Genomic DNA, 22,506 nt, shown 5'->3' with positions numbered 1-22,506 from the left:
TTGGCGGTAGTCGCTGCAGACGATGCAAGCCGCGTGCCGTTCGCGGCGGCGTCAGGACTCCGTCGCGCCGACCAGCTCGCGATCGATGCCGTACTTGCGCAGCTTCTCGGCCAATGTGGTCCGGCGCAGGCCCAGCAGGTGGGCCGCATGGGCGATCACGCCGTCGGTGCGCTCCAGCGCCTCGCGGATCAGCCGCAGTTCGATCTGGGCCATGTGATCGCGCAGATCCAGCCCGTCCTCGGGCAGGTGGCCCTCGCGGGCGGCTTCGAGGATCGTGCTCGTCTGCGGCGCCCGGGCGGCGGGCGGTGCCGCGGCGTGTGCGGCGGCCACGGCCACGACGTGATCGCGATAGCGCTGCGGCAGATCCTGCGTGCGCACCAGGCCGCCCGGATTGAGCACGGCCAGCCGTTCGACCAGATTGCACAGCTCGCGCACGTTGCCCGGCCAGGCGTAGCCGGACAGGACGTCCAGCGTTTCGGCGGCGAAGCGGATCTCGCCGCGGCCGTTGCGTGCGAGCTGGCCGGCGATGGTCGTCACCAGCTCGGGCAGGTCCGTCCGACGCTCCCGCAGCGCCGGCATCTCGATCGGGAACACGTTGAGGCGGTAGAAGAGATCCTCGCGGAACTGGCCGTCGCCGATGCGCGCCTCGAGGTTCCGGTGGGTGGCCGCGATGACGCGCACGTCGCAGCGGATGGACTGGTTGCCGCCCACGCGCTCGAAGCAGCGTTCCTGCAGCACGCGCAGCAGCTTGACCTGCATCGGCAGGCTCATGTCGCCGATCTCGTCGAGCAGCAGGGTGCCGCCGTCGGCCATCTCGAAGCGGCCCTTGCGTGCCGACAGCGCGCCGGTGAACGCGCCTTTCTCGTGACCGAACAGTTCGCTTTCCAGCAGTTCGGGTGGGATCGCGCCGCAGTTGATCGCCACGAACGGTCCGTCGCGACGGCCGGAGCGCTGGTGGATCGCCCGCGCGGCGACCTCCTTGCCGGTTCCGGATTCGCCGAGGATCAGGACCGTGGTGTCGAACGGCGCGACCTGGTCGATCATCCGGCGCAGACGCTGCACGGCGTCGCTCTGGCCGGTCGGGCCGCCGCCCTGGTCGGCAGTGGCCTGGGCGTCGGCGTCCAATCGCTTGAGACTGGCCAGGCGCAACAGATGCTCGAGCTGGGCATGGCGCAGTGGAGACTCCAGCGGCCAGACCCCGGCCTCGTGCAGACCGTGCCGGCGTGCGAATGCGGCCGGATCGGCATCGAGCAGCAGCACCGGCGGCGGTACCGACGCCTGCGCCAGCCACGCGAAGAAGATGCCGTCGTCGCCCGCGTCCAGGCTGCCGACCAGCACCGCCATCCAGTCGCTCTGGCGGTGGCGGGCGGTGGGGATGTCGGCCGGCTCGGAGACCCAGCGCGGCTTGAGGTCCATGAACTCAAGCAGGGTGCACAGACGCTCGGCGCGATCGGCGTCGCTGTCGATGACCAGGATGCGGGGCTCGCTCATGACACGTCTTCCTTGCCGTCGGCGGCGGCGTTCAGGGATTCCAGGATCTGCATGACGTCCTGGATGTAGGACAGTTTGCTGACGAAGTTGTCGGCACCGGCGCGGGTGGCGTGCTCGCGGTGCTCGGCATCGTCGAAGTGGCTGGCGATCACGATGTAAGGCGGCTCGTCCTGGGCCTTGATCAGACGGGTGGCCTGCAGGCCGCCCATTTCAGGCATCGCCAGATCCATGAGCACGACATCCGGACGCAGGCTTTCGGCGCGTTCGATCGCCTCGAGCCCGTTGCCCGCCGTGCCCACCACGTCCAGCCAGGTCACCCGGCGGAAATGCCGCAGGGCGGCGTTGATGAAGCCTTCGTGGTCGTCGACGAGCAGGACCTTGATCGTGTCCATGGGGGAGTCCTCAGCCCGCGCGGGCCAGCAGGGGGGAAGCGGGGGAACGGGCGCCCCGGCGGCGCGCGCGGGCCGGAGCGATCTCGAGTTGTTCGCGGTACTTGGCCACGGTGCGCCGGGCGATGTTGACCCCCTGGCGGGCGAGCAGGGCGGCGATGGCCTCGTCGGCCAGGGGGCGCTGCGGCGGCTCGGCCTCGATCAGCCGCCGCACCATCGCCTTGACCGCGGCACCGGAGACGCTGGCGCCTTCCAGCCGCACCGCGAAGAAGCGCTTCATCTCGAAGGTGCCGCGCGGTGTCTGCAGATACTTGCCGGTGGTGATGCGCGAGATGGTGGATTCGTGCATGCCGATCGCATCGGCCACGTCCTTGAGCGTCAACGGGGCCATCGCCTCCTCGCCACGTTCGAGGAACGCAGCCTGACGCTCCACGATGACCCGGGCCGTGCGCAGCAGGGTGTCGTAGCGCATGGCGAGCCCGCGGGCGAACCAGCGCGCTTCCTGCAACAGTTCGCGCATCGGCGCGGCCGCTGCGCCATCGCTCTCGGAAAGCGCGCGTTCGTAGCCGGCGTGGACGCTGACGCGCGGCGCGGCGCGGGCGTTGAGCGCCACCCGCCAGCAACCGTCGCCGTGCCAGACCACCACGTCGGGGACGACCGGAGCGGCCGCGTCGCGCACTTCGGCCTCGCCCGGACGCGGGTCGAGCGAAAGCACCAGCCGGACCGCTTCGTGTGCGTCGTCCTCGTCGCAGCCCAGTGTCCCGGCGATCGCGACGATGTCGTGCGCCGCGAGGCAGTCCAGCGCATCGCGCACGAGGCGCGCAGCGAGCGCGCGACCCGGCACCCGGCCGGGCAGGGCCGCCAGCTGCGCCAGCAGGTTCTCGCGCAGATCGCGTGCGGCCATGCCGGCCGGATCGCCCGACAGCAAGCGCTGGCGTACGCCTTCGATCACGGTGCCCGAACGATCGAAACGCGCGCAGGCCCGGAGGAGCAACGCGTCCAGCGGCGCATCCAGATATCCCGCGTCGTCGCAGTGGTCGAGCCAGAACGCGGCGATTTCGAGTTCGTCGCTCGTGCAGTCGAGCGCCAGACGTTGCAGGATGCGACAGTGGGCATCGCTGGATTCGGGTGCCGCGATCCGCTGCAGACCGTCGTCGTCGCCGTCGCCCCAGCCGCCACCACGCACATCCCACATCGAGGATTCGGGCAGTTCGTCGAACGCGGCGACCTGCACGTCGGCCGCATCTGCCGTGTCGCCGACCGGTGCCGGCAACGGCTCTTCGTCGAGTTCGAGCAACGGGTTGTGCGCGAGCACACGACGGAGTTCGAGATCGAGTTGCAGGCCATCGAGCTGGAGCAACCGGATCGACTGGAGCAACTGCGGCGTCATGTGCAGCTGCTGGCCGAGCTGCATGGACGTGGTCGTGCTTGCCTTCATGGTGGGATCCCTCGGCGCGCCCCCCGGCACCCGTGGAGATATCGTGAAGGCGTCGCGACGGCAACGGTATCGGGAAGATCCCGGCCGGCGACAGGGTGGTCCCGACGACTGTCGGGATATTCCCTACGCGTTGGCGTCGGAAGGTGACGGTTTTTCGACTTCGAGAGCGGGTCCGTGTGCCGGGACGCCGCGGTGCCGGGGGCCCCGCAGCGAAGGTGCGGAAGCCGGGAGCGGCCGATGCGAACGGCCTGTCGCTGGATGCGGCGACCCTAGACGACTTCCTGCAAATGCCGTGCCGCCAGCAGGACCAGCTCATTGGCGCGTCGGCAGCCGAGGGCCTCCATCATCCGCGCACGGTGGGTCTCCACCGTCTTGACGCTGATACCGAGCTCCGCGCCGATCTCCTTGTTGCTGAGCCCGCGCCCGATCATGCCCAGGATCTGCCGCTGCCGCGGTGACAACGCATCGATGCCGCTGGCGCCGGCTTTCTCGCGTCCGAACAGCGGCGCCATCATCCGCGAGGACAGACGGGGGCTGAGGAACACCTCGCCGCCCATCGCCGTGCGCAGGGCGAGCTCGAGTTCGAGCGGCGCGGCATCCTTGACGATGAAACCGGACGCGCCGCGCTCCAGCGCACTGCGGACGTGCATGGCGTCGTCGTGCATCGACATCATCAATACGCGGACGCCGGGCAGCTCGGCGTGGATCGAGGCCATCGCGTCGATCCCGTTGCGGCCGGGCAGGGAGAGATCCATGAGCACCACGTCGGGCCGGTGGATCAGGCTCAGATCCAGCGCTTCGTCCGCGCGGCTCGCTTCGCCGCACACGTCGACACCATCGAAACCCTGCAACAGGCGGGTCAGGCCCGCACGCACGAGCGTGTGGTCATCGACGATCAGAACGCGCACCCGTCGGGTCCTCCAGGCGACCGTGCGGCCGCATCCAGTCAAGAATACGCCAATCGGCGCTCAGCGTCGGCGCTGCTCGGCGATCTGTCGCCGATGCAACCGGAACAGGTGGCGGTCCAGGGCTTCGGTCAGATCGGGACGCAGATCGGCGAAGCGCAGCCAGAGGCGCACGCCGCCTGGATGCTCCGTCCGGGCGATCACGGTCGCCGGCAATTCGAGATGGTCGGGCAACCAGTCTGCGGGTTGCAGCCGGAGGACCACGGCCGTGCCAGCGGCGAGCGAAGGGGCGTGGGGCGAAGGGACGAGGTCGAGATCCACCCGCAGGCCCAGCCGGGACCAGTGCACGCGACGTTCGGGGAGTTCGTCGGAGGCCCGGGCCAGACGCCCGATCAGGGCCAGGATCAGGTCCAGCTTGGCATCCATGCGCTGCGCCAGCAGGGGCAGTTCTCCGCGCTCTTCGCCACCGTCGTCCTTGCGCAGATCCTCGATCTGGGCCAGTCCCGCCAGCAACGCGACCGCCTGCGCCTGCCGCCCGCGCGCTTCGGACGCGATCACGGCGATCGGCAGTTCGACTTCGCAGCTCAAGGTCTCGCCGAACAGCCTTGCATCGGCGCCACTGGCGTCGGCGGGCAGGGGAAACGTCACAGCGACACACCCACCTGGGCGTAGGCCTGGGAGGCACGAACGGCACGACGATCGCGGCGCAGTTCGTCCCCGAGCGCCTCCTGGCGATCGCGCATCCGCGACAGCAGCGCGTTCTGCATGCCGAGCAGCTGGCGGAGTCCTGCCAGCGGCGCGTCCTGCCCGGTCTGCTCGATGTACTGGCGGAGCTGACGATCGTAGGCGGACATGATGTCACCGGCCCCGCTGAGGTCGTCGGCATCGATGGCACCGTCCAGCGCCTCCAGTCCGGCATGCAGCTCGTGCAACGCGGGGACGCTCACGCCGTCGCTCCGGCCACACCGGGACGCACCGCCGACCATGCGGATTCGATCTCCTCCAGCAGTGCCAGCGATTCGCGCATTGCCTCGCTGTCGTTGTGAAGATTGGATTCGGTCAGGCGGCGCACGACGTAGTCGTACAGCGACGACAGATTGCCCGCGATCTCGCCACCGGCTTCGTGGTCGAGCGACCCGTCGAGATGGCCGATGATCGCGCAGGCCTCCCCGATGGCCTTGCCCTTGCGGGCGAGATCGCCGCGCTCCAGGCAGGCTTCGGCGAGCCGGATACGCTCGCAGGCGCCCGACAGCAACAGCGCGATCAGCTTGTGCGGGTCGGCTTCCATGACCGCGCTGCTCACGCCGAGTTTCCGGTATTGCTCTGTGAACTGGCGGCTGGGCCCGTACATGTCGTGACTCTCCTGGTTCGGGCGGATCCTGTCGCCCGGTGTATCGATGACCGCGACGCGGCCGGCGTATCCTTATCGGCAGCGGGGTCTATCGGTTGAGCTGTCGCTGCAGGGATTCGAGTTGCTGGCTCAGATAGGAACTGGTGCTGTTCATCTGCGCGACCATGGTGTCCATCGCGATGAACTGGGCGAGATAGCGGTCCGACACCGATTCCATGCGGCGGTCGAGCGCGTCGAGCTGGTCCGACAGCGAGCCGATCTGCCGATTGAGGCTGTTGGTGCGGTTGGTCAACGTGCCGGAGCTGCTGTCGAGCGCGCCTTTCAGCATGCCGTCGAGGTCGGCGGCGATCGAGCCGGACTTGCCGAACACGCCCGCGACGAGAGTCGGATCCTCGGCCATCGCCGTGTTGAACGTGCCGGTGTCCAGCGACAGCGCGCCATTGGTCGAGATCGACAGTCCCAGGGTGGACAACGTGTCGGCATGTTGGCTGAGCATGCCGCGCATCTGCTGCTGCATGCCGCGCACCATCGCATCGCCGGTGAGTGCCGACGCGGTCTGGGTCTGGGCGTTGTAGGCGCTGACCGAGCGCAGCGTCGTATTGGCGTTGTTGTAGGCGGTGACGAAGGCCTGCATCTGCGACAGCACCGCTGAATGGTCCTGTTCGATACGGATGTCGAAGGTTTCGCCGGGTTGGGCCTTGGTCAGATTCAGGGTCAGCCCGGGGACCAGGTCGGTGATCGTGTTGCTGCCGGCGGAGCGCTCGAAGCCGTCGATCAGCATCCGGGCGTCTGTAGCCGCATTCACCTCGTCGAGACCGTTGACGCCGGCATCGGGATCGTAGGCGAGGGCAGCGAGTCCACCATCGCCGCCCTCGGCGCGGACGCGAATGGCATTGTCGCTGCCGGCATCGGTCGCACTGAGCACGAGCCGCTGGCCGCCATCGATGTTGATCACGCTGGCCGTGACGCCGCGCCCGCCCGCACTTGCGTTGATCGCCCGCGCCACGTCCGACAGGGTGCTGTCGGCGGCAATTTCGACGGTGTGGGTACGGTCGCCGACGTCGATGGTCAGGCGACCGGTGCCCACGGCGGCATCCGCTGCATACACGTCCGACGCCAGCTTGTGCGACTGCGCCAGGGCAGCCACTTCGATGCTGTAGCGGCCGGCGACCGCGCTGCTGCCGGTGGTCGCGGTGAAGCCTGCGCCTTCCGGCACGGTCGCCCTGTGGGCCGGCGTATCCGAGCTGGTGGACAGACGGCCCAATGCCGTCTGCAGGTTGCCGAACACGCCGCGGACCTGACCTAGCGCCGAAAGCTGCGCATTCACCTGCGCGGCGGCCCGATTGATCCGGTTCTCCGCAGGTGCCCGCTCGGCGGCGACCAACTGTTCGACCAACCCGCGGATATCCATGCCGGTGCCGATGCCGCTGAAGTTGATCGTGGTCATGTCGAACTCCTGGAACAGGTCGCTGTTCTGTTATCGGCCGAAGATGGCGGAAATCGAGTGCCCGTCGCTTCGCAGGCGCACGCGTGCGCCGAGCGATGCAAGCTTCGTTCCAAAAACGCCCTCCGGTACCGCGGCACATCACGTCATGCTTGCCACAGCCGCGCCACCCGGCACCACTCTCGTGCAGTGTGCAGTGCGTACGCCCCCATGCTGGCGCTCCCGATCGCATCCGGATGCAGGAATCCGGCACGAAGGCGGACGTCGCGCTTGTCCTTCGCTGCCACAGGCATGGCGAAAAAAGCGGAAGGTCCGGGAGAGCATCGGCCGACGCCTCGCAGGCGCGCCGGAGCCCCAACGAAAACGCCCCCACCGCGAGCGGCAGGGGCGCTGGACGGGGCGCGGACGCCCTTGCGATCAGCCCAGCAGGCTGAGCACGTTCTGCGGCACGGAGTTGGCCTGGGCCAGCATCGCGGTACCGGCCTGCTGCAGGATCTGCGTGCGGGTCAGCTCCGCGGTCTCCTTGGCGTAGTCGGTGTCGCGGATGCGGCTGCGCGAGGCCGACAGGTTCTCGGAGGTGGTCTGCAGGTTGGCGATCGTCGAGGTGAAGCGGTTCTGCACCGCACCCATGTCGGCGCGGGCGGAGTTCACCGAGGTCAGTGCCGAATCGACGATTTCCAGGGCGCGCTGGGCACCGATGAAGGACGAGATGTCCAGGTCGGCGGCGCGGCTTGCGGCTGCCAGCTCGTCGCCACCCGTACCCGCCAGACCATACTCGGCGGCAGTGCTCGCATCGTCGGCAAAATCCAACTCGAACGTCTGGCCGGCCTTGATCGAGGACAGGTTGAGATTCCCGTCATCGTCGAGCGAGGCGTAGACGCCGGTCTGATCGAGCTTGTTGTTGATCGCCTGCGCCACAGCCTTGTTGATGTCGGCCGCGTCCGTGCCCGCCGCGATCTCGATGTCGCCGAACGCGACCGTGGTCTCGTTGCCGTCCGCATCGGTCATCACGATGCTCAGCCCGCTCAGCGTCGCGGCTTCTTCGGTATCGAGGGTGCTCGCCGCTTCGGTGGTGAAATCCGTGGCGAACGCCGCCGAGCCCAGCGAATCGGACTTGGCGTTGACGATGCTGTTGATGCCGATGGTCTGGCCGGCGTTCGCGCCGACCTGGAACAGGGCGCCGGCGAAACTGCCGTCGAGCAGCTTGGTGCCGTTGAAGTTGGTCTGGTTGGCGACGCGGTCGATCTCGGCGGTCAGCTGCGCGACTTCGGCGTTCAGCGCGTCACGATCCGACTGCGAGTTGCTGGCGTTGGCCGACTGCACCGACAGCTCGCGGATACGCTGCAGGTTGTTGCCGATCTCGACCATCGCACCTTCGGCGGTCTGGGCCAGCGAAATGCCGTCGTTGGCATTGCGCACGGCGACGTCGAGACCGCGGATCTGGGTCGAGAAGCGCTCGGCGATCGCCAGGCCGGCGGCGTCGTCGCGGGCGCTGTTGATGCGCAGGCCCGAGGACAGGCGCTGGATCGTGGTCGCCAGGCTCGAGCTGTTGGCGCCCAGGTTGCGCTGGGCGTTGAGCGACATCACGTTGGTGTTGATGACTTGGGACATGGTTGATTCTCCTCTAACGATTTTTCCCGGCGGGAGGAATGCCCTGGCCGGAGCCTCCGCAGGGGGGTCATCAAACTGACCGGTGCCGCTGCTGTGATGAATAACGGCGAGGTTTCAGGAAGCTTTAGGGCCCGCGTATCGCTTTCTTCGTGCAGTCCCGGCGTCGCGAACGCTGCCGAAGGTGCATTAACGACAGCGGTTCCGGAAACTTGAATCGTCCCGTTCGCGCACGCGCAACCGGCGGCCGGTGCGGGGCGTGCCGCAGCTGTACGTAGGGAGGGCGAGGGGCGCGACCTGCTCGCAGCGAAGGCTGGTGTCGGGATGCGAGCGCGCGACGGACTGTCCTGGCGATGACGAACATCGCGCGGCCCTGCAGGCCTGGCGCACGCGACGCTGATGTCGCCGAACCGGGCCGATGCCACCGACGTTGCCCGCCGTATCGCGACGGGACGGCCTTGGGACTTGCCGCACGGGCGTGGCGAGGCCCGTCGGCAGCGAGCCTCGCAGCGCGCACCGGCATCGCGTCGGTGCGGTCGGGGTATCGCGCCTTGGCGGGCTCAGCGGATCCTGTCGAACAGCGACATCGACTGCATCTGCGTGAACACCGTCTGCGCAGCCTGCAGCGCCGCGGTCTCGATCTGGTAACGGCCGATCGCATCGGCGTAGTCGAGATCGCGCAACGAAGACAGCGTGGTCTCGAAGGTGATCGCGTTGGCCTCGCGCAATGCCTGCGCGTTGTCGAGCGCGGCGAGTTGCGCGCCACCCGCCGCGCGGGCGTCGATCATGTGTTCCGACGCCCGGGCGATGTCGCGCAGCGACGACTGCAGGAGATTCTGCTGTGCGGCCTTCTCTTCCGGCGAGCCGAACGGCATCTGCAACGCGCCGATCAGCCGGTCGAGCGTTCCGAACACGTCGCGGGTTTCGGACGGCCCGATGGCGAACGTGTCGCCGGCTGCGGGCGCGCCTTCGAGTCGCAGACGGAGGCCTTCTTCCAGCACGATGTCCTCTCCGCTGCGGTATTCGCCGGTGCGAATCACCTCGCCGGCAGTGTTCTGCAGCTCGTAGGTTTCGGCAGAGGTGAAGACGATGTCATAGCGTTCTCCGCTCCAGTTCCCCGGCGCCCTGCCGAATCCGGTCAGGACGGCGGTGCCGGTATTGGCCGCATCCGCGTTCGCATCCAGAGTGCCGTCGCCGGTGCGTACGCGCATGAAGATCTCGCTGCCGGGCACGGCATCGAGTACGTGGGTTTCCGGTGCGATCTCGATCCTGCGCTGTGTCTGGTCGCCGTTGTAGGTCACCTGGCCGCCACCGCGCGCGAAGGGCGCGGTGTCATCGGCGGTTCCGGCAAACAGATAGCGGCCGCTGCCGTCGGTGCTGTTGGCCAGGCTCAGCAGCTGGTCCTGGATGGTGACGAGTTCGGACGCGATGGCCCTGCGGTCGTCTTCCGACAGCGCCGGATTGTTGGCGCGCACCGTGAGCTCGGTGATGCGCGCCATCGCGTCGCCGGCCTGTGCGAGCGCGTTTTCCTGCAGGCCCAGCCGGTTCTGCACGTGATCCGCGTTCTTGCCGTAGCGCTCCAGCTCGGCCAGCGCACGGTCCAGCCCGACGGCGGTGCCGGCGCCGACCGGGTCGTCCTTGGCGGTGACCATTTTCTGTCCCGTCGCCAGCTGTTGCTGGAGATGCATCAACCGGGCCTGCTTGTCGAGCATGAGATTGACCGACTGGTTGAAGACCATGCCGGTGGAGATGCGTGTGCTCATCGGCGAACGGCTCCGAGAATGGACTGGAACAGGGTGTCGGCGGTGGCGATGATCTGCGAGGCGGCTTGGTAGGCCTGCTGCAGACGCAACAGGTTGGCGGCCTCCTCGTCGAGGTTGACGCCGGAGACCGCATCGCGGGACGCCTGCGCCTGCTGGTGGATGACGCGCTGCGCATCCGCGGAGTACTCGGCCTGGCGCGCGGTGGACCCGATCGCGGTGGTCAGGCCGCCGATGGCGCCGTTGAGGGTCACGGTGCCACCGTTGAGCATGCGGGCGTCGTCGAGTCCGGCGAGGTGCAGTGCGTTGCCGTTGTCGCTCGATCCCGCCGCGGTCGGCACGATGGAAAAGCCGTCGCCGGCCGCGGGAACGCCGTCCAGCACCAGGGACCAGCCAGGCCCGGCGATGACATCGCCGGGTGTGTAGCTCTGCGGCTCGCCGCCATCGATGGCGTAGGTATTGGCATCGATGAACACGATCTCGGCCGGTGTGCGGAGATTCGGATCCGCCGCATCGGTGATCCGCACGCCCGCCACCTTGCCGGTCCCGGTATTGCCCAGGTCGGCAGTCGCGCCGACCGGCGATGCCGCCGCGATCCGCGAGGGATCGGTGATCGCCAGCGAAATGCCGGTCGCGGCCTTGGCGGTCGGCTGCAGCAGGAACCGGTCTCCCTCCGCGGGCGTTCCCGACAGCGTCAGCGCGACGCCATTGATGCGCAGCGGATCGCCCGCGGTCCCCGCACCCGTCATCTCCAGGACGGCGCCCGAGTCGGCATGACGCGCGGTCCAGGCGCCGTCCTGGAAGCGCAGTACCACATCGGCGCCGTCCAACTGGCCGAGATCGTCGAAGTCGGCAGCGAACGATGCGTTGCCGCCGTTTCCGGCATGACCGGCGACCGTCGGTGGCGGCAGCCTGAAGAACTCGCCACCGGGCGTGCCGTACAGATCCACGCCGGCGGCATGCGCCTCGTTGAAACTGTGCGCGAGCCCGGCGGCGATCCGCCCCAGCTCGGCCCGGCTGGGATCGAGCACGCTGGCCCGGAATTCGATCAGCCCGCCCATGGCGCCGCCGAGGACGCGCGCATCCATCGGAATGCGGTGGCCCTGGCTGTCCAGGGCCAGCTGCAGGCGCTGGGGCTGGTAGGGATCGGCGACGGTGACGACCTGGGAGGCGGTGGTGCCCACCACCAGGGCCTGGCCGCCGGCGGTGAAGACGTTCATCGCGCCGCCGTCCTGGACCACCGCGGCACCGCCGGTGTAGGCGACCAGCTCGCCGACCAGACGCTCGCGCCGATCGAGCAGATCGGGCGCGGCGTTCGCACCGTTGGCGCCGATCTGGCCGTTGAGGCGTGCGATCTCGGCGGTCAGGCGGTTGATCTCGCCGGCACCCGAGCGCATGCCGTCGTTGACCTCGCGCTCCAGACCGTCGAGGTGGCCGCCGAGCTGATGGAACCGGGTGGTCAATGCGGTGGCCTGGGCCAGCACGCTCGCGCGCTCGGCCGACGACCCTGCATTGGACGACAGGGCGCTGACCGAGTCGAAGAAGTTCGACCAGACACCGGCCAGGTTGGTCGCGCTGTCGGAAAACAGCACGTCGACGCGCGACGAGAGCGTCGACAGCTGCTGCAGGCGCGCCAGTTCGCCACCACTTTCGATCAGACGCGCGTTGGCGAGATCGTCCACGACCCGGCGGATGTCCGAGACCTGGGTGCCGCTGCCGATGTAGCCCACGCCGACGAACGCGGGGTTCCGGGCCTCGAACTCCACGCGCTGTCGGCTGTAGCCGGGCGTATTGACGTTAGCGACGTTGTGGCTGACCGTCGCCAGGGCGCGCTGGAACGCCATCAGGGCGCTGGTGCCGGTGGACAGGACGTTCGGCATGAGGGCGGGCCTTTAGCGGTGCCAGGTGTGGCGGGGGAGCGTGGCCGACTGTGCGGCGGCGGGCAGGGGCGAGGCGAGGGCGGACTGCACGCGGTCGACGGCGGTGTCCTGCGCGTTCTGCGCCACGCGCCGGATCGCCGACAGGGCGCGCTCGAGCGTCGGGCCGTTGGCGATCGCATCGAGCTTGTCGGCATAGCGGGGGTCGGTGGCGTAGCCGGCGCGCTGCAGGGCATTGGCGAAGCGGCGCACGTCGCCACCCGATTCCAGCGCCTGGCGGTAGCGGGGGTTCTGTTTCAGCAGGCGCACGTAGTCGGCGAAGCTTTCGCCCGGCGACGCATAGGCGCGGAACTCGGCGCGCTCGGTCGTGCGCACGCCGTTGCGGTATTCGTGGGTCATGGCGCCGGCGCGTTCGCCCTGCCATCCGGTGGCCTTGATCCCGAACAGATTGTTGGCGGTGCCGCCGTCGGCGCGCTGGATCGTCCGCCGTCCCCAGCCGGTCTCCAGTGCCGCCTGCGCGACCAGGGCGCGGGCGTCGACGCCCAGTTCGCGCGCGGCGTCCTGGGCCTGCGACCAGATCGACGCGACGAAGCGCTCCGGCGAGCGCGGCGCGAAGGTCTCGGCGGCCGAGCGCGCAGCGGCTTCGAGCGCGCCCGGCACACTGCGGACCGCGTGGCCGGCGGCCTCGCCCGCACTGCGGGCACCGGACATGAGGCGATCGATGAAGGCGTCCATCGGCGAGCGCGCCGCGGCCGGTGCCGTGTCGGCGCCCGTCGGCGGCGTGCGCCCGCCGATCATGTCGAGCGTGCGCGCCTGCAGATCGTCGGCGTCGGCCGTTCCGCCGAACCCCGCGTCGGGCCGCGGTGCACCGACGCCCGGCGGCAGGCCGACATCCAGCGCAGGCGAGTCGGTGTCGGCGGCTCCGAGCTGACGCGCGATGGTCTGCGCCAGGCCGAGACCTCGGCCCTCGGTCAGCGATTGCGCCAGGCGCTGGTCGTACAGGTCGCGATAGAGCTGATTCTCGCCGGGAAACAGCGCATCGCCGAAGCTGGCGTCGCGCATGCTCTTGATCAGCATCTGCGCGAACACGCCCTCGAACTGGCGCGCAGCCTCCTGGATGCGACCGGCATCCGGGCGCCGCAGGGGCGCGAGCTCGATGGGGGCGGCGTCGATACGCACGTCAGATCACCTCGAGCTCCGCGCGCAGCGCGCCGGCCTGCTTGAGCGCCTCCAGGATCGCGATCAGGTCGCCCGGGGCAGCGCCCACGGCATTCACTGCGCGCACGATCTCGTCCAGCGAGGTGCCGCCGGCGAACTTGAACATGCGGCTGCCGTCCTGGCTGACCTCGACATCCGAACGTGGCGATACCACGGTGCTGCCACGCCCGAACGGCTCCGGCTGACTCACGTCGAAGCTCTCGGAGATGGTCACGCTGAGCGAGCCGTGCGCGATCGCGGCCGGCATCACCTGCACCTGGGCGCCGATCACCACGGTGCCGGTGCGCGAGTTGACGATGACCTTGGCCGGCGCCTGGCCGGGGGTCAGGGTGACATTCTCCACCTCGGCCATGAAGCCGACCCGCGCGCCGGGGTCGTACGGGGCGCGGACCGCGACGGTGACGCCGTCGACGGCGCGTGCCGTGCCCGGCCCGAAGCGCGCGTCGAGCGCGGCGACCATGCGCGACACGGTGGTGAAATCGTGGCGGTTGAGGTTGAGCGTGAGCTCGCCCGGGTCGCCACCGTAGCCGCCGCCACCGAATCCGCCGCCGACCTCGCGCTCGACCATGGCCCCGTTCGGAATCCGGCCGACGCTGGGCACGTTGACCGACACCCGCGACCCGTCGCGCCCTTCGGCGCCGAAACCGCCGACCACCAGGCTGCCCTGGGCGACGGCGTAGACCTGGCCGTCGGCGCCCTTGAGCGGCGCCATCAACAGCGTGCCGCCCCGCAACGACACCGCGTTGGCGACGGAGGACACGGTGACGTCGATGGTCTGCCCGGGCTTGGCGAAGGGCGGCAGCTCGGCGTGGATCGCGACCGCGGCGACATTGCGCAGCTGCGGGTTGACGTTCGACGGCACGGTCACGCCGAGCTCGTTGAGCATGTTGCGCAGGCTCTGCACGGTGAAGGGCGCCTGGCTGGTGCGGTCGCCGCTGCCGTCGAGCCCGACGACCAGGCCATAACCGACCAGCGCATTGCCGCGGACGCCGCCGACGCCGGCGAGATCCTTGATGCGCTCCTGGGCGTGCACAGGGGCCGCCGTCGCGCCGAAAACCAGCGTTCCGGCGATCGCCCAGGCGATCAGGCGGAGCAGGGGAGCGAGGGTCATGACGAGGTCACTCAGTACGGCGAGAGGCCGGAGTTGAAGAAGCGTCCGAGCCAGCCCATGGCATTGGACTGGGCGATCGCGCCGCGGCCGCCGTAGACGATGCGGGCCTCGCCGACGCGGCTCGACAGGACGCTGTTGTCCGGACCGATATCCGAGGGCCGCACGATGCCCTGCACCTGGACCAGTTCGTTGCCCTGGTTCAGACGCAATTCCTTGGCGCCCTCGACCACGAGGTTGCCGTTGGGCAGACGCTGGACGACGGTCACCGTCACGCTGCCCTGCAGGCGGTTGCTCTGCGCGCTGCGGCCGTTGCCGTCGAAATCGCGCGAACCGCCCGCCGACACGCTGAGCACGTCGCGGCCGTTGACGGTCACCGGTCCGCCGAAGAGGTTCGGCACGCCCATCTCGATGCTGCTGTCGCGGCCGATGCGGGTGGTGGCATTGGTCTGCGCGGTGGTGTTCTCGATCAGTTGCACGGTCAGCAGATCGCCCACGTCGCGTGCGCGCTTGTCGGCGAACAGCGACAGCCCCTGTCCGCCGCCCCCCTGGTAGATCGCGCCGGGCGTGGCGGCCACGGGCGCGGCGACGACCGTCTGGATCGGCGCCATCGGCGGGTAGGGGCGGACATCGCCGGCGACCGTGCAGCCGGCCAGCAGCGCCGGTGCGGCGAGGGCGGCGAGGGCGGGCATTGGGCGTCGGCCACGGAACGGGACGAGGGACGTCATGGCGGGCATCACACGTTGTTGTTGAGGTAGGCGAGCATCTGGTCGGTGGTCGAGATCGCCTTCGCGTTCATCTCGTAGGCGCGCTGGGTTTCGATCATGCCCACCAGCTCCTCGACCACGTTGACGTTGCTGCCTTCCAGCGCGCCCTGCTCGACGAGGCCGAAGCCGGCCAGGCCGGGGGTGCCGTTCTGCGCCGGGCCCGAGGCGGTGGTCTCGACGAACAGGTTCTCGCCGCGGGCCTGCAGGCCCGCGGGATTGATGAAATCGGTGACCGTGAGCGCACCGATCTCGATGGCCTGCGGCTCGCCGGCCATCTGCACGCTGATGGTGCCGTCGTTGCCGATGGTCATCGACTGCGCGCCCTCGGGAATCTGGATGCCCGGCTGCACCGGATAGCCGCTGCTGGTGACCAGTTCGCCCTGCGGGTTGATCTGGAAGCTGCCGTCGCGGGTGTAGGCCGGCGTGCCGTCGGGCATCAGCACCTCGAAGAAGCCGCGGCCGTTGATCATCACGTCGAGCGCGCGGCCGGTCTGCTGCGGATTGCCCTGCTGGAAGTCCTTGTCGGTCGACACTACGCGCACGCCGGTGCCCAACTGCAGGCCGGAGGGCAACTGCGTCTGCTGCGAGGTGGCGCCGCCGGGCTGCCGGACCTGCTGGTACAGCAGATCCTCGAAGTTGGCGCGGTCGCGCTTGAAACCGGTGGTGTTGGTGTTGGCGAGATTGTTGGCCACCACGGACATCCGCGTCTGCTGCGCGTCCAGTCCGGTCTTGGCGACCCAGAGAGCCTGGTTCATGGGCGGATCCTCGGTTCGGCGCCGGTGGCGCCCTCGTGGAAGGGAGTTGCAAGCGGCGTGCCGGAAACCCGGAACGAGGCGGCATCGCCGGCGTCGCGGCGGACGCCGGCGCCCGTTTCAACCGCCGAGGCGCAGCAGGCTGTTGGCGGCCTGGGCGTTGTCGTCGCCGCGCTGGATCAGCTTCACCTGCATTTCGAACTGCCGCTGCAACTGGATCATCTGCACCAGCGCGCCGGCCGCATCGACATTGCTGCCTTCCAGCGCGCCTGTGGTCATGACGTCTCCGGGTGCCTGGGCCAGCGGCAGGTCCGGCTGCGCGTTGCGCATCAGGCCGTCGAGGCCGCGCTGCAGGCGATCCGGCGCCGCATCCACGGTCCGGATCCGGCCGACGATGGCCAGCGTCTCCGGCCCTTCGCCCATCGGCACGATGGAGACCGTGCCGTCGTGTCCGACATCCAGCGCCTGGTGCGGCGGGACGACCATGGGCATGCCCTGCTGGTCGAGCAGCGGGTGCCCCCCCGCAGTGACCAACTGCCCGTTGGGCGTCAGGGACAGGTTGCCGGCGCGTGTATAGGCCTCGCCGCCGTCGGCGGTCTGCACGGCCAGCCAGCGGTCGGGGCGCAGCGAGACGTCCAGCGGATTGCCGGTCACCCGCTGCGCTCCCGCACGGCTGTCGAAGCCCTGGTCGCTGTGCTGGGTGGCGATGCGCGAGGCGTGCTCGCCGCCGTCGATCCGGTAAGGCCGGGTGTTCGCCAGCGCGGCCTTGAAGCCGGCGCTGTCGGCATTGGCGAGGTTGTGCGCGACCGTGCCCTGCGCCTGCAGGGTGGCGCGGGCCCCGGTCATGGCGATGTAGAGGGCTTTATCCATAACGCGCGACCTCCGCCGTCATCACCGGATGTTGATGACGGTCTGCGTGACCTGGTCCTGGGTGGAGATCATCTGCGCATTGGCCTGGAAGTTGCGCTGCGCGGTGATCATGTTCACCAGTTGCTCGGTGAGGTCGACCGTGGACGATTCCAGCGCGCCGGCCTGGATCTGGCCGAAATCCGAGCTGTCGGGCGCCCCCGTGCGCGGCGTGCCGGAGACATGGGTCTCCGCCCAGGTGTTGTCGCCCTGCGCCTGCAGGCCCTGCGGATTGACGAACGTGGTCAGCGCGATCTGGCCCAGCGCGGCATCGGCGCCATTGGAATAACGCGCGAACACCACGCCGTCGGCCGAGATGCTGATCTCGTTGAGCTTGCCGGCGGCGTAGCCGTCCTGGCGCGAGTCGCGGAGCTGGAATTCCTCGCCGTACTGGGTCGAGCCGGACAGGTTCAGGCCCATCTGCAGCACGCCGGCACCGGTCGACGGGGTGACCGGATCCAGTGCGATGCGCCCGTCGGCGGGTTCCACCAGCGCACCGCTGTCGGAGAAGCGCAGGGTCACCGGCTCGCCGGCGGGCTCGCCGTCCACGTAGTTGTGGACCTGCCACTCGTTCGGCGTGCCGGTCTTGACGAAGTACGAGGTCTGGGTGTGGCTCACGCCCAGCGAATCGAACACGGTGACGCCGCCGCTGGAGGCGCTGTAGCTGTTCGGTTCGGCAGGGTCGAACGGGGTCACGGTGGGCGCCTGGGTGTCGGCGGGCAGGGTGACCATCAGGTTGACCTGGCCGGTCTGGCGCGGCGGGCTGTCGGTGGTCAGCAACTGCAGGTCGCCGACCCGGCCGATGTCGAAACCGTCGCCGCCCTCGCGCGGCGGATACACCTGCAGGCGGGCGCCGTCCGGCGTGCCGACGAAGCCCTGCGCATTGGTCTGGAAGTTGCCGGCGCGCGAGTAGACGCGGGCGCCGTTCTTGCTCAGGGTGAAGAAGCCCTCGCCGTCGATCGCCATGTCGAGGTTGCGCCCGGTGGGGTCGATGTTGCCCTGGGAGAACTGCTGCGCCACGTTGCTCAGCTTCACGCCCGAGCCGATCGCGTTGCGCGACAGGCCGTACGAGGTGTACGAGAACAGGTCCGCGAACTCCGCCCGCGACTCCTTGAAGCCGGTGGTGTTGACGTTGGCGATGTTGTTCGCGGTGACGTTGAGATTGGCGTTGGCCGCGTTGATGCCGGACAGCGAGGTCTTGAAACTCATGGCGGACTCCGGTGGAGGTCGTGCGCGGAAGAAGGGCGGATCGAGCAGGGAGGCGGGACGGCTCAGCCCACGCGCAGCACGTAGGCGAGCGGGGCGGTGCCGAGGCGTTCGAGGTCGAGATAGAGGCCGTCGGAGCCGACCGACACGCTGTCGACGCGGCCACGGACGTAGGTGCCCAGGGTGCTGGCGTCGCCGTTGGCCGCGACATGCCGCGCGGTGATGCCGTAGGCGCCTGGCGGCAGACGGTTGCCGTCGTCGCCCTGGCCGTTCCAGGCGAAGGGCACTTCGCCGGCGGCTTCGGCCGCGACGCTGAAGCGCCGCACCACCTGACCGTTGGCGTCGGTCACCTCGAAGTTCACCGTGCCCGCCGACGGCGCGGCGATGACGCCGGTGGCGTCGCCGCTCTCGTCGAGCGGAATCTTCGCCGAGGGCACCAGGACCTCGCGTCCCACCAGCGCTGCGCCGCGCAGGATCTGGTCCGACGCCATCGCATCGGCGAAGCCGTTGACCATGCCGTTGAGGTCCTGGATGCCCTGCACCGTGGAGAACTGGGCGAGCTGGCCCAGGAACGCGCTGTTCTCCATCGGATTGAGCGGATCCTGGTGGCGCAGCTGCTCGGTCATCAGGCGCAGGAAGTCGGCCTGGCCGAGCGAGTCGGCGCGACGGTCCTGGTTGGCGCCGGCATTGCCGGTCAAACCCAGCGAGCTGTAGAGATCGTTGGCGATCGTACTCATCGGTGATGTCCTGTGGTCGGCGTTCAGCGGCCCATGCTCAGGGTCGCGACGGCCAGTTCCTTCGCGGTGTTGAGCACTTCCACGCCGGCCTGATAGCTGCGCGAGGCCGAGATCAGGTTGACCATCTGCGAGACCGGATCCACATCCGGCGCGTAGACGTAGCCGTTCTCGTCGGCCAGCGGATGCCCGGGCTCGTAACGCTGGATCGGCGGGCTGCCGCGCTCGACGATGCCGCCGACCTCGACCCCGGTCAGGGCGGGATCGCTGCCGTGCGCGGTGGCGCGGAACACCGGTTCGAGCGGGCGGTAGACCTGGTCCGGACTGCCGGCCACGGAATCGGCGTTGGCGAGATTGCTGGCCAGTGTGCTCATGCGCACCGACTGCGCCTGCAGCGCGGAGCCGGCGATGTCGAAGATCGGCAGATTGCTCATGGCGGTTACTGTCCGGTGATGGCGGTCATGAGGGAGCGCACCTTCGACTCGAGGAAGTTCAGCGAGGCGCGGTACTCCAGGGCCGCGCGGCCGTATGCGGCGCGTTCGGCATCGGGATCGACGGTGTTGCCGTCCAGACTGGCCTGGGTCGCCACGCGGGCGACCGCGAAGGCATCGCCGCCCGGGACCGCCGGAAGCGGAATGTGGTTGTCGCGGGTGTCGCCGGTGGACGCGGGCGCGCCGTGCTGGCGGCGTTGGGCCGCGTCGGCGAGCGCCGCATTGAAATCGAGATCGCGAGCCTGGTAGCCCGGCGTGTCGGCGTTGGCCAGGTTGCTGGCGATCAGCTTCATGCGCTGCTCGCGCAGCGGCAGCGCGTCGGCCTGCAGACCCAGGTAGGACGAGATCGGATTGGACATCGGCATGCTCCGCCGGAACCGTGTCCGGGTGGATGCAAGCGGTGTGCCAATGCGCGTCGCACGGCGATGCCCGTGAAGGCACGCCGCCCGCAGCGGGGTCGGTGGGCTACGCCGCGGCGGTCAGGCCGGCTCCGACAACCGCATCCCGACGGTGGCGGCCACTTCGCGCAGGCGCCGCAGCACGTGCTCGGCCAGATCGTGCGGACTGTACTTGGCGACGAATGCATCCGCGCCGACGCTCTGCACCATCGAGGTGTTGAACACGCCCGACAACGAGGTGTGCAGCAGCACGAACAGGTCGGCCAGGGCCGGGTTCCGACGGATTTCCGTCGTCAGGGTGTAACCGTCCATCGCCGGCATCTCGATGTCGGACACGATCATCGCGTAGCGCTCGGCGGGACGTTCGCCGCCGGCATGGATCTGGACGAGATGGTCCAGCGCCTGGCGCCCGTCCGACAGCAGGGTCACGCCGACGCCCAACTGGTCGAGCACGCTGCGGATCTGCTGGCGCGCCACCCGCGAATCGTCCACCACCAGCACCTGCATCGGCGGCGCGTCGGCGGGCAGGGCGTATTCGGGGGGCAGATCGGCGTCCATGCGCGCCTGGGAGATGTCGGCGAGCACGCTTTCCACGTCGATGACCTGGATCAGTTCGTCCTGATGCCGGGTGACCGCCGTCAGATAGCCGGCTTCGGCGCCCAGGTCCGGCGGCGGCTGGATGTCCTCGACCGCGATGTTGACGATCCGCTCCACGCCGCCGACCAGGAAACCCTGCACCGAGCGATTGAATTCCGTCACCACCAGATACCCCGGCAGACCGTCGTCCTGCCGCTCCGGATGGCCGATGGCCCGGCCCAGATCCAGCACCGGCACGCTGCGGCCCCGGACATCGGCCACGCCGGCGAACTGCTCCGGCAGGCCGGGCACGCGGAACAGGCAGGGGCGACGGAGCACCTCCTGCACCTTGAAGACGTTCACGCCAAAAAGCTGGCGTCCGCCGAGGCGGAACAACAACAAGGCCAGACGGTTGTGGCCGGCCAGCCGGGTGCGTTGGTCGATGCGTGCGAGCAGATCCTGCGTCATGCCCGCTGTATCGGCCGGGGTCATCCCCCCTTGAGCGCAGGAAACGGCACGGCGCTTGCACGGATGGGGCGTCCCGTTTCTTCTGGAGTGCCGATGCGACCGGCCCCCGACACCGCCTGCACCGACACCGCCTGCGCCCGCATCCCGCGACCGCATGGCGTCCGGCGCATGCGCATCGTGCACATCGCGGCGCTGCTGATGCTCCTGTCGGTCGCGGCCGGATCGGCCGCCGCATCGGCCGCCGCATCGGCCTTCCAGCCGGTCGAATCGATCCGCGCCGCCGCGCTCGGCGCCAGCGGCGTGCCTGCGGGTGCGGAAGCCACGCTCGATCCGGCGCTGCGCATGCCGCGTTGCGCCAGCGGCCTGGAAGCGCGCCAGACCGCCGCGGCGACGGTCGAGGTCGCCTGCCCCGACGGCTGGCGGCTGTTCGTGCCGGTGCGCTCCCGCCGCAGCCAGGATGTCCTGGTGCTCGCCCGTGGGGTCGCGGCGGGCGAGACGATCACCCTGGACACGCTGTCGATCGAACAGCGCGACACCGGCCGCGTCGCCGGCGCCGCGGTCGCCGATCCGGCCGAAGCGGTCGGCCGGGTGGCGCGCCGCACCCTGGTCGCCGGCAGCGTGCTGGCGGCGGGCGACCTGGTCGCGCCGCGGCTGGTGCGTCGAGGCGATACCATCGCCCTGGTCTCGCGCAACGGCGGCGTCGAGGTGCGCATGGTCGGGCGGGCGCTCGCCGATGCCGGCGAACGCGAACGCGTGAGCGTGGAGAACCTGTCCTCCCGCCGTGTGGTGCAGGGCGTGGTGGATGCCAGCGGCGATGTGATCGTCGCCGGACGCTGACCGTCCGGACGAGGACCACGCCGTGCTAAAGAACCCCGAGACCCGGCCGATAGTGGCCATGAACCCAATCAAGACCCTGGTGACAGGACCCCTGCCATGAGCCAGAAAATCGAAGGGACACCCCCTCCCGCCGTCCGCAGCACAGGCCCGATCGGCAACCAGGTCGGCCGCGCCGGCGAAGCCCGCGACAAGGCGATCGAAGCGCCGGCGGCCGCCGACAGCCTGCGCCTGACCGGCGAGGCCGCCGGGCTGCAGGCCCTGCAGCGCGACCTGTCCGCACGTCCCGCCTTCGACGAGGCGCGCGTGCAGGCGGTGCGCGAATCGCTCGCCTCGGGCCAGTACCGGATCGATCCCGAAGCCATCGCCCAGCGCATGCTGGACCTGGACGGGCAGCTGGGCGGCTGATGTCCGACGCACAGGCCCGACTGGACCGTCTGGCGATCGCGCTCGCCGACGAGCGCGAAGCGCTGATCGGCCACGATGTCGAGGCGCTGATGCGCTCGACCGGCGAGAAGCTCGCCGCGTTGCGCGAGCTGGAACGCCACCCCAGCAGCGAACTCGCCGGACCGCTCGGCGAGCTGGCGGAACTGAACCGGGCCAACGGCGCCCTGCTGGCCCGTCGCCGGCGCGAAGTGAACTGGGCGCTGCGCCACCTCGGCCGGGTCGAGAGTACGCCCGCCTACGACGCCCACGGGCGCACCGAGCAGGCCTGCCGCTCGCGCGATCTCGCGATCGCCTGAGCCGCGCCTTCGGGCAGGCCGCGCCAGCGGCCTTAGAATGCG

24 protein-coding genes are annotated in these 22,506 nt (G+C 69.6%); 3 read left to right on the top strand and 21 right to left on the bottom strand.

Annotated elements, in window-relative coordinates; genetic code table 11:
- Nucleotides 1–51 precede the first annotated feature (51 nt).
- From RG19_RS06940 to RG19_RS06840, 21 genes are all read right to left on the bottom strand, one after another.
- Complete coding sequence (locus RG19_RS06940) at nucleotides 52–1,491, bottom strand: sigma-54 dependent transcriptional regulator (RefSeq protein ID WP_058834642.1); 1,440 nt, start codon at nucleotides 1,489–1,491, stop codon at nucleotides 52–54.
- On the bottom strand, nucleotides 1,488–1,883 hold the full coding sequence (locus tag RG19_RS06935) for a response regulator (RefSeq protein WP_058834641.1): 396 nt from the start codon (nucleotides 1,881–1,883) through the stop codon (nucleotides 1,488–1,490). The genes RG19_RS06940 and RG19_RS06935 overlap by 4 nt, the downstream gene beginning before the upstream one ends.
- 10 nt (nucleotides 1,884–1,893) lie before the next feature.
- Nucleotides 1,894–3,318 carry an RNA polymerase factor sigma-54 gene (rpoN, locus tag RG19_RS06930; protein ID WP_058834640.1) on the bottom strand — a complete coding sequence of 475 codons (1,425 nt, stop codon included), beginning with the start codon at nucleotides 3,316–3,318 and terminating at the stop codon, nucleotides 1,894–1,896.
- A gap of 269 nt (nucleotides 3,319–3,587) precedes the next feature.
- Nucleotides 3,588–4,226: a response regulator gene (locus RG19_RS06925; RefSeq protein ID WP_058834639.1), complete on the bottom strand. Its 639-nt coding sequence runs from the start codon at nucleotides 4,224–4,226 to the stop codon at nucleotides 3,588–3,590.
- 60 nt (nucleotides 4,227–4,286) lie between these two features.
- Complete coding sequence (locus RG19_RS06920; RefSeq protein ID WP_082672535.1) at nucleotides 4,287–4,871, bottom strand: PilZ domain-containing protein; 585 nt, start codon at nucleotides 4,869–4,871, stop codon at nucleotides 4,287–4,289.
- Nucleotides 4,868–5,170, bottom strand: a complete 303-nt coding sequence (locus RG19_RS06915; protein ID WP_157515189.1) for a hypothetical protein — start codon at nucleotides 5,168–5,170, stop codon at nucleotides 4,868–4,870. The genes RG19_RS06920 and RG19_RS06915 overlap by 4 nt, the downstream gene beginning before the upstream one ends.
- The gene (gene fliS / locus RG19_RS06910; RefSeq protein ID WP_058834637.1) at nucleotides 5,167–5,574 is read right to left on the bottom strand and encodes a flagellar export chaperone FliS; all 408 of its coding nucleotides are present in this window, start codon (nucleotides 5,572–5,574) and stop codon (nucleotides 5,167–5,169) included. Before fliS ends, RG19_RS06915 begins: the two co-directional genes overlap by 4 nt.
- Nucleotides 5,575–5,662: 88 nt before the next feature.
- Nucleotides 5,663–7,021 (bottom strand): flagellar filament capping protein FliD, encoded by a 1,359-nt coding sequence (gene fliD, locus RG19_RS06905; protein WP_058834636.1) that lies wholly within the window; start codon nucleotides 7,019–7,021, stop codon nucleotides 5,663–5,665.
- 414 nt (nucleotides 7,022–7,435) lie between these two features.
- Nucleotides 7,436–8,629, bottom strand: a complete 1,194-nt coding sequence (locus tag RG19_RS06900) for a flagellin (RefSeq protein ID WP_058834635.1) — start codon at nucleotides 8,627–8,629, stop codon at nucleotides 7,436–7,438.
- Nucleotides 8,630–9,186: 557 nt separating this feature from the next.
- On the bottom strand, nucleotides 9,187–10,389 hold the full coding sequence (gene flgL / locus RG19_RS06895) for a flagellar hook-associated protein FlgL (RefSeq protein WP_058834634.1): 1,203 nt from the start codon (nucleotides 10,387–10,389) through the stop codon (nucleotides 9,187–9,189).
- Nucleotides 10,386–12,266 carry a flagellar hook-associated protein FlgK gene (gene flgK, locus RG19_RS06890; protein ID WP_058834633.1) on the bottom strand — a complete coding sequence of 627 codons (1,881 nt, stop codon included), beginning with the start codon at nucleotides 12,264–12,266 and terminating at the stop codon, nucleotides 10,386–10,388. The genes flgL and flgK overlap by 4 nt, the downstream gene beginning before the upstream one ends.
- Nucleotides 12,267–12,278: 12 nt before the next feature.
- Nucleotides 12,279–13,442, bottom strand: coding sequence for a flagellar assembly peptidoglycan hydrolase FlgJ (gene flgJ, locus RG19_RS06885; RefSeq protein ID WP_082672534.1), 1,164 nt, complete (start codon nucleotides 13,440–13,442; stop codon nucleotides 12,279–12,281).
- 1 nt (nucleotide 13,443) lies between these two features.
- Nucleotides 13,444–14,592 (bottom strand): flagellar basal body P-ring protein FlgI, encoded by a 1,149-nt coding sequence (locus RG19_RS06880; protein ID WP_058834632.1) that lies wholly within the window; start codon nucleotides 14,590–14,592, stop codon nucleotides 13,444–13,446.
- Between the two features lie 11 nt (nucleotides 14,593–14,603).
- Entirely contained in the window at nucleotides 14,604–15,281 is a 678-nt protein-coding gene (gene flgH / locus RG19_RS06875) for a flagellar basal body L-ring protein FlgH (protein ID WP_058834631.1), read from the bottom strand.
- A gap of 44 nt (nucleotides 15,282–15,325) precedes the next feature.
- On the bottom strand, nucleotides 15,326–16,111 hold the full coding sequence (gene flgG, locus RG19_RS06870; protein ID WP_058834630.1) for a flagellar basal-body rod protein FlgG: 786 nt from the start codon (nucleotides 16,109–16,111) through the stop codon (nucleotides 15,326–15,328).
- A 117-nt stretch (nucleotides 16,112–16,228) separates the two neighbouring features.
- The gene (locus tag RG19_RS06865) at nucleotides 16,229–16,978 is read right to left on the bottom strand and encodes a flagellar basal body rod protein FlgF (RefSeq protein ID WP_058834629.1); all 750 of its coding nucleotides are present in this window, start codon (nucleotides 16,976–16,978) and stop codon (nucleotides 16,229–16,231) included.
- 21 nt (nucleotides 16,979–16,999) lie between these two features.
- The gene (gene flgE / locus RG19_RS06860; RefSeq protein WP_058834628.1) at nucleotides 17,000–18,223 is read right to left on the bottom strand and encodes a flagellar hook protein FlgE; all 1,224 of its coding nucleotides are present in this window, start codon (nucleotides 18,221–18,223) and stop codon (nucleotides 17,000–17,002) included.
- A gap of 62 nt (nucleotides 18,224–18,285) precedes the next feature.
- Nucleotides 18,286–18,957, bottom strand: a complete 672-nt coding sequence (locus RG19_RS06855; protein ID WP_058834627.1) for a flagellar hook capping FlgD N-terminal domain-containing protein — start codon at nucleotides 18,955–18,957, stop codon at nucleotides 18,286–18,288.
- A 23-nt stretch (nucleotides 18,958–18,980) separates the two neighbouring features.
- Entirely contained in the window at nucleotides 18,981–19,388 is a 408-nt protein-coding gene (flgC, locus tag RG19_RS06850; protein WP_058834626.1) for a flagellar basal body rod protein FlgC, read from the bottom strand.
- Between the two features lie 5 nt (nucleotides 19,389–19,393).
- Complete coding sequence (flgB, locus tag RG19_RS06845) at nucleotides 19,394–19,804, bottom strand: flagellar basal body rod protein FlgB (protein WP_058836462.1); 411 nt, start codon at nucleotides 19,802–19,804, stop codon at nucleotides 19,394–19,396.
- A 120-nt stretch (nucleotides 19,805–19,924) separates the two neighbouring features.
- The gene (locus tag RG19_RS06840) at nucleotides 19,925–20,887 is read right to left on the bottom strand and encodes a chemotaxis protein CheV (protein ID WP_058836461.1); all 963 of its coding nucleotides are present in this window, start codon (nucleotides 20,885–20,887) and stop codon (nucleotides 19,925–19,927) included.
- 195 nt (nucleotides 20,888–21,082) lie between these two features.
- Between RG19_RS06840 and flgA the strand changes: the two genes are divergently transcribed.
- The 3 genes from flgA to RG19_RS06825 all read left to right on the top strand — a co-directional run bounded on the left by flgA (nucleotide 21,083) and on the right by RG19_RS06825 (nucleotide 22,464).
- On the top strand, nucleotides 21,083–21,724 hold the full coding sequence (gene flgA / locus RG19_RS06835) for a flagellar basal body P-ring formation chaperone FlgA (RefSeq protein ID WP_058836460.1): 642 nt from the start codon (nucleotides 21,083–21,085) through the stop codon (nucleotides 21,722–21,724).
- Nucleotides 21,725–21,820: 96 nt separating this feature from the next.
- Nucleotides 21,821–22,129 (top strand): flagellar biosynthesis anti-sigma factor FlgM, encoded by a 309-nt coding sequence (gene flgM / locus RG19_RS06830; protein ID WP_058834625.1) that lies wholly within the window; start codon nucleotides 21,821–21,823, stop codon nucleotides 22,127–22,129.
- Entirely contained in the window at nucleotides 22,129–22,464 is a 336-nt protein-coding gene (locus tag RG19_RS06825) for a flagella protein (protein WP_058834624.1), read from the top strand. The genes flgM and RG19_RS06825 overlap by 1 nt, the downstream gene beginning before the upstream one ends.
- The last annotated feature ends 42 nt before the right edge of the window (nucleotides 22,465–22,506 follow it).

This window comes from Luteimonas abyssi (assembly GCF_001482195.1).
GTDB classification, from domain to species: Bacteria; Pseudomonadota; Gammaproteobacteria; order Xanthomonadales; family Xanthomonadaceae; genus Luteimonas; species Luteimonas abyssi.
Note: the sequence above shows the minus strand (reverse complement) of the source record. Positions and strands in the feature narration are given on the sequence as shown.